Source organism: Cellulomonas terrae (assembly GCF_007990265.1).
Taxonomy (GTDB): Bacteria; Actinomycetota; Actinomycetes; order Actinomycetales; family Cellulomonadaceae; genus Cellulomonas; species Cellulomonas terrae.
Map to the genome: position 1 here is coordinate 37,574 of NZ_BJWH01000009.1, position 16,271 is coordinate 53,844.

11 protein-coding genes are annotated in these 16,271 nt (G+C 72.0%); 7 read left to right on the top strand and 4 right to left on the bottom strand.

The annotated features are described in order from the left end of the window. Nucleotides 1-107: 107 nt before the first annotated feature. On the top strand, nt 108-1,616 hold the full coding sequence (locus CTE05_RS10115; RefSeq protein ID WP_146846007.1) for an outer membrane protein assembly factor BamB family protein: 1,509 nt from the start codon (nt 108-110) through the stop codon (nt 1,614-1,616). Here the strand turns inward: CTE05_RS10115 and CTE05_RS10120 are convergent. Further along, complete coding sequence (locus tag CTE05_RS10120; protein WP_146846008.1) at nt 1,613-3,184, bottom strand: AbgT family transporter; 1,572 nt, start codon at nt 3,182-3,184, stop codon at nt 1,613-1,615. The genes CTE05_RS10115 and CTE05_RS10120 overlap by 4 nt on opposite strands. A gap of 84 nt (nt 3,185-3,268) precedes the next feature. Here CTE05_RS10120 and CTE05_RS10125 point away from each other — a divergent pair, with 84 nt between their 5' ends. The 5 genes from CTE05_RS10125 to CTE05_RS10145 all read left to right on the top strand — a co-directional run bounded on the left by CTE05_RS10125 (nt 3,269) and on the right by CTE05_RS10145 (nt 9,725). Further along, nucleotides 3,269-4,240 (top strand): aldo/keto reductase, encoded by a 972-nt coding sequence (locus CTE05_RS10125; protein ID WP_146846009.1) that lies wholly within the window; start codon nt 3,269-3,271, stop codon nt 4,238-4,240. 37 nt (nt 4,241-4,277) lie between these two features. Next, on the top strand, nt 4,278-5,135 hold the full coding sequence (locus CTE05_RS10130) for an NAD-dependent epimerase/dehydratase family protein (RefSeq protein WP_146846010.1): 858 nt from the start codon (nt 4,278-4,280) through the stop codon (nt 5,133-5,135). 83 nt (nt 5,136-5,218) lie between these two features. Beyond that, the gene (locus CTE05_RS10135; protein ID WP_146846011.1) at nt 5,219-6,250 is read left to right on the top strand and encodes a semialdehyde dehydrogenase; all 1,032 of its coding nucleotides are present in this window, start codon (nt 5,219-5,221) and stop codon (nt 6,248-6,250) included. After that, nucleotides 6,247-7,413, top strand: a complete 1,167-nt coding sequence (locus CTE05_RS10140; RefSeq protein ID WP_146846012.1) for an NAD(P)/FAD-dependent oxidoreductase — start codon at nt 6,247-6,249, stop codon at nt 7,411-7,413. The genes CTE05_RS10135 and CTE05_RS10140 overlap by 4 nt, the downstream gene beginning before the upstream one ends. 62 nt (nt 7,414-7,475) lie before the next feature. Then, entirely contained in the window at nt 7,476-9,725 is a 2,250-nt protein-coding gene (locus tag CTE05_RS10145) for a SpoIIE family protein phosphatase (protein ID WP_146846013.1), read from the top strand. A gap of 79 nt (nt 9,726-9,804) precedes the next feature. Here CTE05_RS10145 and CTE05_RS10150 read toward each other — a convergent pair whose 3' ends face one another. Both CTE05_RS10150 and CTE05_RS10155 read right to left on the bottom strand, forming a co-directional pair. Beyond that, nucleotides 9,805-10,656, bottom strand: coding sequence for an Ltp family lipoprotein (locus tag CTE05_RS10150; RefSeq protein WP_146846014.1), 852 nt, complete (start codon nt 10,654-10,656; stop codon nt 9,805-9,807). Between the two features lie 203 nt (nt 10,657-10,859). After that, nucleotides 10,860-14,195 carry a discoidin domain-containing protein gene (locus tag CTE05_RS10155; RefSeq protein WP_146846015.1) on the bottom strand — a complete coding sequence of 1,112 codons (3,336 nt, stop codon included), beginning with the start codon at nt 14,193-14,195 and terminating at the stop codon, nt 10,860-10,862. 329 nt (nt 14,196-14,524) lie between these two features. On the opposite strand from CTE05_RS10155, the gene CTE05_RS10160 reads away from it, so the two are divergent. Beyond that, nucleotides 14,525-15,103, top strand: a complete 579-nt coding sequence (locus CTE05_RS10160) for a 1-acyl-sn-glycerol-3-phosphate acyltransferase (RefSeq protein ID WP_146846016.1) — start codon at nt 14,525-14,527, stop codon at nt 15,101-15,103. 1 nt (nt 15,104) lies between these two features. Here CTE05_RS10160 and CTE05_RS10165 read toward each other — a convergent pair whose 3' ends face one another. Further along, a complete protein-coding gene (locus CTE05_RS10165) occupies nt 15,105-16,187 on the bottom strand; it encodes an epoxide hydrolase family protein (protein WP_146846017.1) in 1,083 nt (360 codons plus the stop codon). Nucleotides 16,188-16,271: the final 84 nt, after the last annotated feature.

Here is a 16,271-nt window from a genome sequence, read left to right on the forward strand (position 1 = left end):
CGCGCCTGCGGCCCCGCCGTCCCGACCGGGCGTGCGGGGCCGCGGGCTGTCAGGTCACCCGGTGGGAGGGGCCGGAGCCGCCACGCGGACAGGTAGCGTCCGGTCGCATGGCGACACGCAGCGGGATGGAGGAGGTCGAGCTCGTCGAGCACGACCACGACGACCACGCCGCCGCGCCCGTCGACCACGTGGCGCGCGCACGCTCCGCCGTCCGCGACCGTGCTCGGGACGGTCTCGGGTGGATCCTCCGGCACCGGGTGCTCGCCGTCGCGACCGTCGTCCTGGCCGTCGTCGCCGTCGTCGTCCCCGCCGTGCTCTCGGCCCGGGCGGAGCGCGTGCGGGCCGAGGCCCTGGCCGGCCTCCCGGGCGTGCTCGAGCCCATGGCGTCCGCACCCGCCGTGGCGTGGACGTCGCCCGTCCCACCGAACAGCTGGACGCTGATGTCCGGGGACCACGCGTGGGTCCGGGACGACGTCCTGGTCCTGTGGGAGCAGACGGGAGACGCGACCAGCTCGTTGCGCGCGCTGGACGCCCGGACCGGCGACGAGCTCTGGACGGCACCGCTCTCGAGCGCCCCGGACCTGGGCGATCCCGCCAACCGCTCCACCAACGACCGGACCACCTGTTCCGCGCCGGACGCCGCTCCCGGCGAGGGGATCGTGGTCTGCCTGGTGATCGACTCGTGGGAGCTGACCGCCTCCACCGACGACGCCGTGCCCGACCTCGTCGAGGCCGCCTCCGTCCGGCTGCGCACGTTCGCGGTCGCGACCGGCGAGACGCTGCTCGACGAGCCGCTGGGGATCGACGCGTCGGTCACCCGTGTCGGCGGCGACGTGGTGGTCGCGCAGAGCACGTCCGCCGACGGTCCGGCGAGCCTGGTGCGGCTGGACCCGTCGACCGGGACCGAGCGGTGGAGCACCGACGTCCCGCGCCCGGCCGACGGAACCGGGTGGCCGACGCCGACCGTGCAGTGGTTCGGCGACGAGCTCGGCGTCGGCTGGCTCGGGACCACCAGCCTGTTCACCCCCGACGGGGAGGCGGCCGGACAGCTCGACACCGACGACGTCTGGCCCTTCCGGGGGCACCGCCTCACGCCCGTGGGCGAGGGGGTCGCGCAGCTGCGTGACCTCGACACCGGCCGCGTGCTGGACCTCGGCGGTGCACGGCCGCGGTGGTTCGTCACCGACGACGGGTCCGTGCCGGACGTCCTGGTGCTCGAGACCGAGGACCGGCTCATCGGGCGCGACCTGCGCACGGGGCAGCGGGCCTGGCAGGTCGACTGGCCGGCGGAGCGGACGCTGAACGTCGTCGTCGTCGACGGCATGCTCGCGCGTCAGGCCGACGACGGGCTGACGGTGCTCGACCTCACGGACGGGACGCAGCTCTGGCACCGGTCGACGTCCGCGTACGGCCAGAGCATCGTCACCGACGGCCGGCGACTCCTCGTGATCGAGTCCGTCATCGGGACGGGACCCGTCGTGGCCGCCTATGACGCCCGCGACGGTCGGCGCGTCTGGCAGGTCCCGATCCCGTCCGACATCCAGAGCCTCGCGGTGGTCGACCACCGGCTGTTCGGCGTCGGCAGCGGGGGCGTGGTCGCGTTGGGGACGTCCTAGCTCAGGTAGATCGAGGCCCCCGGGCCCAGCGGGATGCCCAGCAGGTACCAGACGACCAGCAGCGCGGACCAGGTCACCAGCAGCACCACGGTGTAGGGGAGCATCAGCGAGATGACCGACCCCACGCCGACCTTGCGCCGGTACCGCTCGGCGAAGATGACGATCAGCGCGAAGTACGGCATGAGCGGCGTCGCCACGTTCACCGGGGAGTCGCCCACGCGGTAGGCGGCCACGGCCAGGTCGGGCGAGATGCCGAGCTGGATGAACAGGGGCACGAACACGGGCGCGAAGATGGCCCACTTGGGGACGACGCCGCCGATGAAGATGTCGATGACGGCGGTCATCGCGATGAGCCCGAGGATGAGCCAGACCGTCGACAGGTTGGCGGCCTCGAGGGTGTCGGCCATGTTCACCGCGGCGATGGTGCCGAGGTTCGAGTAGTTGAAGTACGCGATGAACTGGCTGATGACGAGCAGCAGGAAGATCAGGCCGGAGAGCCCCGCGATGGTCTTGGTCATCGGGTTGATGACGTCCATCGAGCCCGTGATGGTGCCGGCGCCCCTGCCGTAGGCCAGTCCCATCACGAAGAAGTACACGAGGATCAGGAAGATGATCGAGTTCAGCAGCGGGGAGTCCTCGATCAGGCTGCCGGTCTCGGGGTTGCGCAGGAGCGCGTTGGGCGGGAGCGAGAGCGCGAGCACGACGAGCGTGGTGCCGAGGAAGGCCCAGAACGCGTACTTCAGGCCCGTGCGCTCCGCGTCGCTGAGCTCGCCCGACGGCGGTGGCTCGTCGGCGTCGGCGGGCCCCTCCGACGGGTGGTAGGCGCCCAGCCGCGGCTCGATGAACTTCTCCGTGAGCAGGGTGACGACGACGGTGACCAGCAGCGTCGAGACGATCCCGAAGTACAGGTTGCCGGTGATCGCGACGTGGTTGGCGGGGTCGGCGATCGCCTCGTTGGTGATCTCCGCGAGCATCCCGTCGACGGGCGTGATGAGGATGTTGACCGCGAACCCGCCGCCGACCCCGGCGAACGCGGCCGCGAGGCCGGCCAGCGGGTGGCGCCCGAGGGACAGGAAGACCGCGGCGGCGAGCGGGATGAGCACCAGGTAGCCGGCGTCGGTCGCGATGGAGGACAGCACGCCGAGCAGCACGATGATGAACGTGATCGCCCGCGGCGGGGCCACCTTGACCAGGCGCTTGATGAACGACGAGATCAGGCCGACCTCCTCGGCCATGCCCACGCCGATCATCGCGACGACGATCACGCCGACCACGCCGAAGTTGTTGAAGTTGGCGACCGGCGACGTGAACACGAACCGCAGACCGTCCGCGTCGAGAAGGCTCTGCGCTGCCACCGTGACGGTGATCGGCTCCTCCGCCCCGATCTGCGCCTGCTCGAACGTGACGGTGCTCCCGGCCGCCTGGAAGATCGCCGAGAGCACCATGATGAACGCGATGAGGATCAGGAAGATGATCACCGGGTGGGGGACCTTGTTCCCCGCCACCTCGATCCCGTCCAGGACCTTCTGGAGTAGCGACCGTGGGGGTGCAGCCTCGACCTGGCTCATGCGCGCTCCTTGGCTCGAACCGCTGTCACCCGCGACGCTAGCGCGAGCCCGACATCTCGGGCAGGACCGTGATGGGATGGCGACATGAAGCAGCCCGTCTACGCACCCGGTCAGCCGGGATGGATCCGCGATCTCGGTCGCACAGGTCTGCAGGTCTCCGCCGTCTGTCTCGGTGGTGGACCGCTCGGCAGCATGCCCGCCCTCTTCGGCCGTGACGTCTCCGCCGACGAGGGCGTCGCGACGGTCCTCGCCGCGCTCGACAGCCCGATCCGGTTCGTCGACACCTCGAACGCGTACAGCGAGGGGGAGAGCGAGCGCCGGATCGGGGCCGCGTTGGTCGAGGCAGGCGGGGTGCCCGAGGGTGTGGTCATCGCCACCAAGGTCGACCCCGCCGGCCGCGACTACTCGGCGGACCGCGTGCGCGCCTCCGTGAACGAGAGCCGCGAGCGCCTGGGCATCGACAAGCTCCCCCTGGTCCACCTGCACGACCCGGAGTCGTTCGACTTCGCGGAGATGTCCGCCCCGGGCGGCCCGGTCGAGGCGCTCGTGCAGCTCCGCGACGAGGGCGAGATCGGCGCGATCGGTCTGGCCGGGGGCCGCGTGCAGGAGATCGCGAAGTACCTGGACCTCGGGGTCTTCGACGTGCTGCTCGTGCACAACCGCTGGACGCTGGTGGACCGCAGCGCCGGTCCGTTGCTGGACGAGGCCGTCCGGCAGGGCATGGGGATCCTCAACGCGGCGGTCTACGGCGGCGGGATCCTGGCGTTCCAGGCCGGGGGCCCGACGAGCTACGGCTACCGCCCGGCACCGCCCGAGACCCTGCAGGCGGTCGAGGCGATGCGGCGGGTGTGCTCCGACTTCCACACCGAGCTCGGCACCGCCGCGCTGCAGTTCTCGCTGCGGGACCCGCGGATCGCGTCGACGATCGTCGGGATGAGCCGCCCCGGCCGTGTCGCGCGCACGCTCGACCTGGCGTCCGAACCGCTGCCGGACGCCCTGTGGCCCGCCCTGGAGGCGCTGGTCCCGCCGCCGCACGTGTGGCTCGACGCCGACTGACCCCGCGCCCCGGCGCGCCGCGGGTTAGCGTCGTGGGATGAGTCGCGTCGTCGTCACCGGTGGGTCAGGCAAGCTCGGGCGTGCGGTCGTGGAGGACCTCGCGACGCACGGGTACGAGGTGGTCAACGTCGACACCGCCCTGCCGCCCGCCGGTCAGAAGGCGGTGTTCAGCCGCGTCGACCTCACCGACCTGGGCGAGGTGACCGAGGCCTTCACCGGCATCGACGACCGGTACGACGGCGTCGACGCGGTGGTCCACCTCGCCGCCATCCCCGCGCCCGGCCTGCGCCCGAGCGGTGCGACGTTCGCCAACAACGTCGTCGCCACCCACCACGTGTTCAGCGCCGCCCGCCGCGCGGGCATCACGAACGTGGTCTGGGCGTCCAGCGAGACCGTCCTCGGCCTGCCGTTCGAGACGCCCCCGCCGTACGTCCCCGTCGACGAGGAGTACGCCGTCCGCCCCGAGAGCACCTACTCGCTCGGCAAGGCCGTCGAGGAGGAGATGGCCCGGCACTTCACACGCTGGGACCCGTCGCTCAAGCTCATCGGGCTGCGCTTCTCCAACGTCATGGACGTCGCCGACTACGCCGCGTTCCCGTCGTTCGCCGACGACCCCCGCAGCCGGATCTGGAACCTGTGGGGGTACATCGACGCCCGCGACGGCGCGCTCGCGGTCCGGCTCGCGCTCGAGAGCGACCTGACCGGGTTCGAGGCGTTCATCGTCGCGTCGCCCGACACGGTCCTGGAGCGGCCGTCCGCCGAGCTCGTCGCCGAGTACTTCCCCGACGTCCCCGTGCGCCGCCCGATCGAGGGTCGCGAGACGCTGCTGTCCATCGACAAGGCCCGCCGCCTGCTCGGCTACGACCCGCAGCACACCTGGCGCGACGAGGTCTGAGGAGCACCTCACCCGGCACCGGCGGTATCAGGAACGGGACGCGGCACCCATTCCGGGCACACCTCGATCCCAGGAGCGCCCTGATGAGCACCGCCGCCCCGTTCGCCTTCCTCGTCCATCCGCGCGCCCGCATCGCCCAGGACCTGGCCCGCGCGTGGCGTCCGCTGGGGCGGGTGCCGGAGGGTCTCCTCGACTCCGCGGTCCGCCGGCTCCCGCTGCCGTCCTACGACATGGCACGGGTGCACCTGGACTCGGAGCGCGTCGGTCACGTGCTGCTCGTGCCGTTCGGTGCCAAGCACCTGCTGTCGGAGCCGCACGAGGGGCGGGCCCGCGTCGGTCGGGCGATCGACCACGCCGCCCGGCTGGGCGCGGGGGTCGTCGGGCTCGGTGCCCTCACCGCGACCGTCACCGCGGGCGGCGCGACGCTGCGGAGCCGCACCGACATCGGCGTCACCAACGGCAACGCGTACACGGCGGCCATCGTCGAGGACCAGCTCATGGACCTGCTGGTGGACCTGACGGACCGGCGGGTGGCCGTCGTCGGGGCGACCGGGTCCGTCGGCACCACGCTGGTCCGCCTGCTCGCGCAGTCCGGCGCGGTCGACTCGCTGCTCCTCGTCGCACGGGGCCTGCCGAAGCTCGACGCGCTCGCCGCGGAGGTCGGCCGTCGGGTGCCGACGTCCACGTCGACGGACATGCACGACGTGCGCGGCTGCGACGCCGTGGTCCTGCTCACGGCGTCGGCCGACGCCCTGCTCGGTGCCGAGCACCTGGCGCCGGGCGCCCGCGTCCTGGACGCGACGCAGCCCCGCAACACCTCGCCGGACCTCGCCGCGGCCCGCCCGGACGTCACGCTGGTCGACGGTGGCGTCGTGCAGGTGCCCGGCATGCACCTGCGCGGGGGCGACATCGGGCTGCCGCGTGGGCAGGCGTACGCGTGCTTCGCAGAGACGTTCCTGCTCGGGCTGGCGGGGCACGTCGGGCACTTCTCGACGGGCGTCCCGACCCTCGACCACGTGTCGCACATCCGCGGCCTGGCCGACCGGTTCGCTCACCACGGGTTCCGGGCCGCTGCTCCGGCGAGCTTCGGCCGGCCGCTCGTGGGTGTGCGATGAAGCGGGTCGTCCTGCTCGGCGGCGGGTACGTGACGCTGCACGCGTACGGCGCCATCGTCCGGCGGCTGCGCGGCGAGCTGCGCCGGGGAGAGGTCGAGATCGTCGTCGTCAGCGCCGACACCGTGCACAACTTCCACGGGTTCACCGGCGAGGTCGTCGCGGGGCTGCTGCCGATCGGGCTCACGCAGACGCCGCTGACGGAGGCGATGCCGAAGGCCCGGGTGCTGCACGCGCGGGTCACGCACGTCGACCTGGCGGCGAGGACGGTCCAGTTCACCGGTGGCGAGATCGGCTACGACGCGCTCGTCGTCGGCACCGGAGGACGCGAACCGCTCGACGCGGTCGACGGTCTCGCCGGGAACGGGCTCACCCTGCGCGGACCGGGCGACCTGGCGGACCTGCTCCAGCGGGTGCGGGTCCTCGACGGTCCCGTGGTGGTCGTCGGCGGCGGGCTGGCGGGGGTCGAGCTGGCCGCCGCGCTCGCGGCCCGCGCGGCGCAGGTGGTGCTGGTGCAGTCGGCGGACCGGGTGGTGCCCGCGCTGCACGCCGAGCAGCCGCGGCTGGCCGCGCGGTGCACGAGGGAGCTCGCCCGGCTCGGTGTCGACGTCCGCACCGGGGTCCGGGTGGATGCGGTCGACGACGGGTCCGTGACGCTGTCCGACGGCTCGGTGATCGCGACGCACGTGGTCCTGGCGACCACCGGCCAGCGCGCGGTGGCCCTGTCCGGCCTCGACCCTCTCCCGCGCGACGCACAGGGCCGGCTGGTGACCACGCGTGACCTGCTCGTCGCACCCGACGTCTGGTCCGCCGGCGACGCCGCGTCCGTGGCGCACCCGCGCACCGGCGTGCCCGTCACGGCCAACGCCCTGTGGGCGATCAAGGCCGGCGACCAGGTGGGCCGCAACGTCGTGCGGGCGCTCCGGGGGCGGACCGGCAAGCCGTTCCGGTACCTCGGGCTCGGCCAGGCGGCGTCGTTCGGCGTCGGTCGCGGCGTGGCGGACCTGTACGGCGTCCCGCTCACCGGGTGGGTCGCGTGGCTGATGCGGGTCGGGTTCTTCCTGCGGTTCATGCCCTCGCGTGCGCGCGCGCTCCAGGTGCCCGGCGAGCTCGTCCGGCGGTCGCGGGTCGCCGAGGCTCCGTCGCGGGTGGTCGTCCCTCGCTGAACCGACCATGGCAGGGTGGCGGCTACGATCCTGCGTCGGACCAGGGCGAGTCGGAGGTGACCATGGCGGACGAGGACGGGACGACGTTCCTCGCGCCCGGTGAGCCGGTCGACCTCGACAACTGCGCCCGTGAGCCCATCCACGTGCCGGGCAGCATCCAGCCGCGCGGGGTCTTCCTGGCCGTCACGGAGCCGGACCTGGTGGTCCGGCACGTGTCGCAGAACCTCCCGGAGATCCTCGGGCACGCGGTCGACGACGCCCTGGGCCACCCTCTGGAGCGCGTGCTCGGGGCCGACGCCGCCGGCGCGATCGGGCACCACGTCCGCACCTGGGGCAACCTGCGCGCCCGCAACCCGCTGGTGGTGACGGTCGGGGACGTCGAGCTCGACGCCGTCCTGCACCGCGTCCTGAACGGTGACTCGACGCTCCTGGTCATCGAGCTCGAGCCCGCGTCGGGACCGCGCCCGTTCTCGTTCCCGAACACGTACCAGGCGGTGCGCGGCGCGGTCGAGAAGCTGAACCACGCCCACGACCTGGCGCAGCTCTACGAGATCACCGCGCGCGAGGTCCGGGCGCTCACGGGCTTCGACCGCGTGATGATCTACCGCTTCGACGACGAGTACAACGGCGAGGTCGTCGCCGAGGCGAAGCGCCCCGACCTCAATCCGTTCCTCGGCCTGCACTACCCGGCGTCCGACATCCCGCCGCAGGCCCGCGCCCTCTACGAGAAGAACTGGGTGCGGCTCATCTCCGACGTCGGCTACACGCCCGCGCGGATCGTGCCGGGGCTCGACGAGGAGACGGGCCTGCCGCTCGACCTCACGCACTCGATCCTGCGCAGCGTCTCGCCCATCCACGTGGAGTACCTGGGCAACATGGGCGTCGCCGCGTCGATGTCGATCTCGCTGCTGCGCGACGGCCGGCTCTGGGGCCTGATCGCGTGCCACCACTACGCGGGTCCGCACGACCCGCCGTTCGGGGTGCGGGCCGCGGCGGAGTTCCTCGGCTCCAGCCTGTCGCTGCGACTGGTGGCACGTGTCGAGGAGGACGAGCTCGAGGCCCGCGTCCGTGCGGCCGGGACCCTGGCGACGCTGCTGACGGCAGGCCGCGACGAGGACCGCGCCCTGGCCTCGACCCTGGTCGGCCGGACGTCGGTGCTCGACCTCGTCCCGGCACAGGGTGCGGTCGTCAGCGCGGACGGGGTCGTCGACCACGTCGGGCGCGTCCCCGCCGACCGTACGGCGCTGCTCGCGTGGGTGGCGGAGCAGGACGCCGAGGTCGTCGTCCGCGACGCCCTGGCCGAGCAGGAGCCCGCGCTCGCGGCGCTCGTCCCGGAGCTCGCCGGCCTGCTCGCCCTGCGCCTCCCCGACGGGCAGGCGGTCGTGTGGCTCCGGCACGAGGCGGTGCACAACGTCGACTGGGGCGGCGACCCGCACAACAAGGCGATCGCCGTCCGCGAGGGCGACGACGTGCGCCTCAGCCCGCGCAAGTCGTTCGCGCTGTGGCGGGAGACCGTCCGGGGACGCAGCGAACCGTGGACCGAGCGGGAGGTGCGTTCCGCGGAGGAGCTGCGAGCGCGGCTGCTCGAGGTGCTCCTGGAGCGGTCGCGGCTGCAGGTCCGGGCCGCGGAGACCGTGCAGCGCAGCCTGCTGCCCTCGTCGGTCCCCGACCCCGAGGGCTGGTCGGTGCACGCGCGCTACGAGCCCGCGGCCGGCGGCAGGGTGGGCGGGGACTGGTACGACGCCCTCGGGCTCCCGGACGGGCGGCTCGCGGTCGTGGTCGGGGACGTCGCGGGGCACGGGCTGTCGGCCGCGGCGGCGATGGGGCAGATCCGCAACGCGCTGCGGGCGTACCTCCTGCGCGGTGACTCCCCGGCGCAGACGCTCGCGGCGCTCGACCACGTCGTGCGGTGGACGATGCCGTTCGAGATGGCGACCGTCGTCGTCGCCCTGGTGGACCTCTCGACGGGCGAGGTCGAGCTCTCCGCCGCGGGCCATCCGCGGCCCCTGCTCCTGCGGCCCGGTGGTTCCGCGACGCTGCTCGACCACGCCGTCGACAGGCCGCTCGGCGTCGGGTCGGGTGAGCCGCCGACGACCACGCTCACCCTGCCTCCGGGCGGCGGGCTCGTCCTGTACAGCGACGGGCTGGTGGACTCCCGCGAGACGTCGTTGCGCGACGGGCTGCGGCGCCTGAGCGCGCAGTTCGACGGGACGGACGGGCGGCCGGTCGACATCGACGAGGTCCTGCGCGAGTGCCGGGACCCGGCGTCGGTGGACGACGTCACGCTGCTGCTGCTCTGCCGGGACCGCTGACAGCAGCAGCACCTCCGTCGTCGCGAGGCGCTAGGCGGCCTTCCCCTGAGGCGCCAAGGGGAAGGCCGCTCACGCCGCGCTACAGGCCGGTCTGGCTCACGCCGTACTCGGCCTGCTCGGGGGTGAACTCGTCGCCGTATTGGCTTGTCAGCTGGTCGATCAGCCCTTGCCGTGAGAAGGACGTGAACTCCAGGTAGGACTTCGCCGCCTCGGCCGCCTCGGCGTTCCAGTCCACGGCGGACTCAGCCTCCAGGCGGGCGACCGCGAACTCGGCGTCGCCGGCGGGGTAGCCGTCGCCGTACTCGCTCGTGAGCTGGCCGATGAGGCCGGCGCGAGAGAAGCCCTTGAAGCTCAGGTAGGACTGGGCCGACCGGTAGGCGTTCTGCTGGGAGACGGTCCCCTTGGCGGCTTCGGCGGCGGCAGCGGCCGCGGCTTCCTGCTCGGCGGTGACGCGGTCTGCCTCGGCCTGGGCTGCCTCTTCCGCAGCCTTTGCGGCGTCCTCCGCAGCCTTCTCTTCCGCGGCGACCCGTTCTGCCTCGGCCTCCGCTGCGAGCTCATCGGCCGAGGGCTTCTCGGGCGCGGTCTGCTCTACGCGGTCGGGGGTGGCAAGGTCGGCCGCATCGGAGGACGGCTCGTTGCCGCCGCCGAGAGATGCGAAGAGGATGGTCAGCACGACGAGGCTGCCCGGGATGATGAAGCGCTTCTTCTTGTACCAGGGCCTCTGCGACTCGTCGGAAGGGCCCGCGGACGTGGACGCCGGGGCGTGCGACGGGTCGACCGGCTGGTCGGGCGCGAGGCTCGCGTCGTCGACCCAGAGCTGCCACCCGGGAGGGGCCGGCGGCCAGCTGGGGTCCGGCTTCCATCCGGGCTCGGGCGTCCACCCGTCGGGAGCTGCCGGCCAGCCGGGGGCAGGGTTGAAGCGTGCAGGCATATGCGTGTCCTTCGCGTGAGAAGTGGTTGTGACATAATTCTCGACGCTGCCTGCATCGCACCGTAGGGACGAACGTCCCCGGCGACCGACGGAACCTCCCGCAGACGTGGTACGACGACGGACGGCCGGGACCGCACTCCGACCGTCCGCCGTCGTACGCCCGGGCCGGTGGAGGGGTCCGGCCCGGGCGTCGTGACGAGGTCCTAGTTCCGGTTGATCGTGAACGTGGACGTCGTGTTCCTGATGTCCTGCGCGTTGCCGCTCATGCGCAGGTTGGTGAAGGTCACCGAGCCGACCGCGGGCCCCTGACCCTGCTCCGGCAGCTCGTTGACCCAGATGCCGAACCCGGACTTCGCGTCCCAGGCGTCGCCGCTCTTGCGGGCGCCCGTGATCGACACGTTGGTGAACGTCGTGTCGGTGATGGGGTTCTGCGGCTGGTTCCCGACGTAGTTCGTCTGGAACATGATCCCGGAGTACGTGGGGTCGACGATGTCGACGTCGCTGACCCGGATGCCCTGGAACTTCTTCGACGCGGAGAACACCCAGATGGCGGGGAACGTCTGGTTGCCCCAGAAGTGGCCGCCGGCGCGCACGATCGAGATGTTCTGGAAGCTCGTCGGCGCCGCGGAGCCGAACTCGTCCATCGGGTACCCGAAGTCGAGCGAGCTGATCGTGATGCCGGAGTACACGAGCGTGTCCGCGATGTAGATGTTCCGGAACACGTTCCCGTACCCGCCGTAGACCGCGAGCCCTGCCGCGCGCCAGGTGACGAGCGAGGTCAGGTTCTCGTAGACGTTCCCCGTCTGACCGGTGCCGCCCGCGTCGGTGGCCGCGAACAGGGCGAACGAGTCGTCACCCGTGCCGCGCGCCTCGATGTTGGCCACGCGGTTGTTGGCGCTGCCGTTGGTCATGTTGATGCCGTCGGCGAACGTGTTCCGGATGCGCGAGTTCGTGATCGTGCTGTTGTCCATGTTGGACGCCCAGAACATGCAGATCATGTGCTCGACCCAGAGGTCGTCGACCGTCATGTTCGACACGTTGGTGAAGTCCAGGACCTTGCCGGGCCCGTCGATGCGGCTGGTGTAGTTGCCGAAGTACGCGAACCCGCGGAACTTCGAGCCGTTCGACGACGCCTCCGCACGGAAGCCGACGTCGGTGTTCTCCTGGCCGCTCGGCGCGAAGAACCGCGTGAACCACGGGCCGGCGCCGACGATGTCGACCGCCTTGCCGTACACCTGGAACTTGCTCGACGTGCTGTAGTCGCCGGCCGGCAGGTAGACGCCCTTGATGGCGCCCGTGGTGTCCATGCGCGCCCGGTCGAGCGCGTTCTGGACGTCCTGGTGCGTGAAGCCGGTGGGCTGCACGTACTGGGCCGGGTTGGGGTTCGGGTTCGCCGTGGCGAGCTCGGTGTTGATGAAGTCGATCGTCACCGGCTGCGGGTTGGCGGCCGTCCGCTGGAGACGGATGCTCGCTCCGGCGGGCACCGTGGTGCCGAGCAGCGTGCTGGCCTCGTCGTAGATGTGCCGCGGTCCTCCGGAGCCGGGCTGGTTGTTCGGGTTGGTCTCGTTGCCGTACAGCCACGCGAACCGGGACGTCAGGTCGAGGCGCTTGAGAAAGGTGCCGTTGACGACGATGTCGATGCTCCCGGTCGCCCCGGTGCCGGCCGCGTTGTCCGGGATGGAGAAGCGTGTGACCAGCGTGTTCGTGGGGTTCTTCGTCGTCCACTCGACGTAGGAGCCCGTGGCGGCCAGCGTCGCCGCGCGTCGGCCGGAGGCTTCGCCGGCGAGGTCGCCGACCGTGCGGTTGGGGCCGACGAGCACGGCGCCGCCACCGGTGCGGCCGTCCTCGGCCTCGTACATGTCGAACGGCAGGCGGGCGCCGCGGCCGACGAAGATCCCGCCGGTGACCACGTTGTTCGCCTGCTTGCCGGGCACCTCAGTGGAGTCGGCGGCGACCGCGCTGGAGACGTCGTACGTGCCGTTGCCGGCCGTCCAGGTGCCGAGGTTCACGGATCCGCTCGTCGCCCCGGCGGCGATCGCACCGCTGATCGATCCCGTGAGCGTCCTGACCACGGCGCCCGTCGTCGAGTCCTTGATCGTGACCGTCAGGCCGTGCGCGGCGGTCGACGTCGCGATGGTGCCGTTGTTGGCGACCGCGCCGGTGAACGTGACGACCGCCCCCGCAGCCGGGTTGCTCGGCGACCAGCTGACCACGGGGACCAGGTCGGAGCTGGCCACGGGCGACACGACGAGCTTCGTCGGGTTGCTGTAGGCGTTGTTGGTCTCGTTCTGCTCGACCACGGTGTTGGCCGGGTCGGCCGTGGCGCCGATCGTGTAGGAGCCCGCGGCGCGCCCACCGATGGAACCGGTGACCGTCGCCGTGGCACCGGCGGCGAGGGCGCCGACGTTCGCGTTGACGGCGGTCTGGCCGTCGACCTGGAAGGCGACGGTGGTGGCGGCCGACGCCGTGGTGCCGATGTTCTTCACCGTCGCGGTCAGCGTGACGGGCGTCGACTCCGTGGCGTTCGCAGGCCCCGTCACCCCGGTGACCGTGAGGTCGGGGTTGGGGGCCGCGGCGCCGAGCACCTGGAGCTCGGCGACCTGGCCGTTGCCCGCGCCGGTGTTGCCGGTGAAGACGAGGCGGACGTCGGTCGCGGTGCCGCTCACGGGCACGGTGACGGAGTTGCCGCTCGAGGGGCTGAACGGCCGGCCCGCCGAGGACGCGAGCGTCGTGAACGCCCCGGTGCCCGTGCGGCCCTGCACCTCGAACGTCTGCGTGCGGTTGCCCCATGCGCCGTCCGGGTTGAGCTTGACGGTCACCGCGGACAGCTGGCTGGCCGACGCGAGCGTCACGGTGAGGGTGCTCGGGTACTGGCCCCCGGCGCCCTCCCAGTAGGTGCCGAGGTTCCCGTCGACCGCGTTGCCCGCCGCGTAGGTCCACTCGGTCGACGACGCGACGATGGGCCGGCCGAGGGCGAGGTTCTGGCCGGTCGGCGGCGTGGTCGTCGGCGTCGGCGTCGGGGTCGCGGTGCCGTGCACCTCGAGCTCGGAGAGCTGCCCGGCGGGCCAGCCCGTGTTGCCCGTGATGCTCAGCCGCACGTACCGCACGGACGTGTCGGTCACGTCGACGTGCACGGTGTTGGCCTGGCCCGGGTCGAACGTGTAGCCGGCCTGGTTCTTCAGGGTGCTGAACATGGAACCGTTGGTGGAGCCCTGCACGGTGATCGTCTGCGTGCGTGCACCCCAGGCGCCCGTCGGCAGCTTGAGGGTCAGGTCGGTGACCGTGGCGGCGCTGCCGAGGTCCACCTGCACCCACTGCGGGAACTGGTTGTTGGTCGACTCCCAGTACGTGGCCTGGTTGCCGTCCGTGACGTTGCCCGCCCCGTAGACGTCGACCGTGCTGCTGGCGGTGGCGGGCTTGCCGGCGGCGAGGTTGGGCTCGGCGGCCGTCGCGCTCTGCGCCACGAGGGCGAGGCCGAGCGGTACGACGAGCGCAGCGGTGGTGACGCCCGCGACGGCGAGCCTGACGTTCCTTCTCATGAGTCGTCCTCGTTCTCCCGCCGGGGCGGGCTCGGCGCCGGGCGGGCTGCTCGGACCGTGGACCTGCGTGCCCGGGTCTGGACACGCGGGACCGGCCCGCCGGGGGCGTCGGTGCCCCGTCGGCGCGAGCACGGCGGTGAACTGCGGAGCTGGTTACCGTCTGACAGTTGCGACCTTGCGCACGACTTTGTGCGCTAGACCTGTCGACTTCTTGCGGCTACGTGACCAGACACTACGAACGGCGATCGGGGAGAGTCAAGGGATTGCGAGAAACGAGCACTGCAACCTGTGACTCCGCACCCCTCGCACACCTCGGGTACGGTCCCCCCGTGACGCTCCGACGAACCTTGGCCCGCGCCTACTGGCGCCTCAGCCGCTGGACCTTGCAGACCGAGCGGGTCCCGGTCGACGGGGCTGGGCTGCTCATCGGGGCGCCGCACACGTCGAACTGGGACTTCATCCTCATGCTGGCGATCTCCGGCGAGGCCGACCTGAAGATCCGCTGGCTCGGCAAGCACCAGCTCTTCCGAGGGCTCGCCGGTCCGCTGATGCGCGGGCTCGGCGGCATCCCCGTGGACCGTCGCGACCCTGCGGGGCTGGTCGACGAGATCGTGGCGCGCATCCAGGGCGGGGACCGGTTCTACCTCGTCGTCACGCCCGAGGGCACGCGCAGCGGGTCGGGCTGGAAGTCGGGCTTCTACCGGATCGCCCGCGCGACGGACCTGCCGGTCACTCTCGGCTACGTCGACCGGACGACGATGACCGCCGGTCTGGGCCCGACCCTGCACCTGACCGGCGACGTCGCCGCCGACATGGACCTCGTCCGCGCGTTCTACGCCGACAAGGCGGGGTTCGCCCCCGAGCGGCGGACGGAGCCTCGTCTCCGCGAGGAGACCCCGCCCGCCTGAGTCACGCGAGCGACCGGAAGAACGCGTCGACGTCCTCGACCAGCACGTCCGTCGCCTCGTGCGCGGCGTAGTGCCCGGGGGTGTCGTAGACGTTCCAGCGCACGATGTTCGCGTGGTCGCGGTGCGCGAACCGGCGGACCGACAGGAAGTCGTTGGTCGACCCGGCCAGGGCCGTCGGCGTCGTGGTGGGACCGGTCGGGTGCTCGGTCGAGTCGGTCATCTCCTTGTAGAACCGGATCGACGAGCCGCTGGTCCGGGTGAACCAGGACAGGGCGACGTTCCCGACGACGAACTCGTCGTCCAGCCCCACCATCAGCTGACCGTTCCAGCCGAGCAGGCCGGTCGGGGAGTCCGCGAGGGCGTGCGCGAGGGTCTGCGGCTGCTGCGACTGGAGCACGTTGAACGCGCCCATCGACTCCCAGAACCACTGCAGCTTGGCCATCGCGGCCTGCTCGTCCTCGGCGAGGTCGGCCAGCTCGGCAGGGTCGCCCGACGGGAACGAGAAGAGCTGCGTGACGTGCACGCCGATGACGTGCGGGTCGATCCGGCCGAGCTCGGGGGAGATCATCGAGCCGACGTCGTTGCCGACCGCGCCGTAGCGGTCGTACCCCAGTCGGGCCATGAGCTCCTTCCAGGCGCGGGCGGTCCGCGGGACGTCCCAGCCGCGGTCCGTCGTCGGCCCGGAGAAGCCGAACCCCGGCATGGACGGGATGACGAGGTCGTAGCCGGCGGCGGTGAGGGGCTCGATGACGTCGAGGTACTCGAGGACGGACCCGGGCCAGCCGTGCGTGAGGATCAGCGCGACGGGGTCGGTGGCACCGGAGCGGACGTGCAGGAAGTGGATGTTCTGGCCGTCGATCTCGGTGGTGAACTGCGGGTACGCGTTCAGGCGGGCCTCGAGCGCGCGCCAGTCGAACGTCGCGCGCCAGTGCTCGACCCAGGCCCTCACCTGGTCCAGCGTGACGCCGTACTCGTCGCCCGAGCCGGGGAGCTCGTCGGTCCACCGGGTGCGGGCGAGCCGGTCCTGGAGGTCGTCGAGGTCGGCCTGCGGGACGTCGACACGGAAGGGCTGGATGGTGCTCATGGTGTCCTCCTTCGAGTGGAACGGAACATATCGTTCCGCTAATCAGGAGCGTAGCGGAACGAGTCATTCCGTTCAAGTGCTAGC

Coding starts and splice junctions, on each gene's coding strand:
- CTE05_RS10135 (WP_146846011.1), top strand. CDS start 5,219: ATGAGCACCGCCGCCCCGTTCGCCTTCCTCGTCCATCCGCGCGCCCGC.
- CTE05_RS10150 (WP_146846014.1), bottom strand. CDS start 10,656: ATGCCTGCACGCTTCAACCCTGCCCCCGGCTGGCCGGCAGCTCCCGAC.
- CTE05_RS10145 (WP_146846013.1), top strand. CDS start 7,476: ATGGCGGACGAGGACGGGACGACGTTCCTCGCGCCCGGTGAGCCGGTC.
- CTE05_RS10120 (WP_146846008.1), bottom strand. CDS start 3,184: ATGAGCCAGGTCGAGGCTGCACCCCCACGGTCGCTACTCCAGAAGGTC.
- CTE05_RS10165 (WP_146846017.1), bottom strand. CDS start 16,187: ATGAGCACCATCCAGCCCTTCCGTGTCGACGTCCCGCAGGCCGACCTC.
- CTE05_RS10140 (WP_146846012.1), top strand. CDS start 6,247: ATGAAGCGGGTCGTCCTGCTCGGCGGCGGGTACGTGACGCTGCACGCG.
- CTE05_RS10125 (WP_146846009.1), top strand. CDS start 3,269: ATGAAGCAGCCCGTCTACGCACCCGGTCAGCCGGGATGGATCCGCGAT.
- CTE05_RS10115 (WP_146846007.1), top strand. CDS start 108: ATGGCGACACGCAGCGGGATGGAGGAGGTCGAGCTCGTCGAGCACGAC.
- CTE05_RS10155 (WP_146846015.1), bottom strand. CDS start 14,195: ATGAGAAGGAACGTCAGGCTCGCCGTCGCGGGCGTCACCACCGCTGCG.
- CTE05_RS10130 (WP_146846010.1), top strand. CDS start 4,278: ATGAGTCGCGTCGTCGTCACCGGTGGGTCAGGCAAGCTCGGGCGTGCG.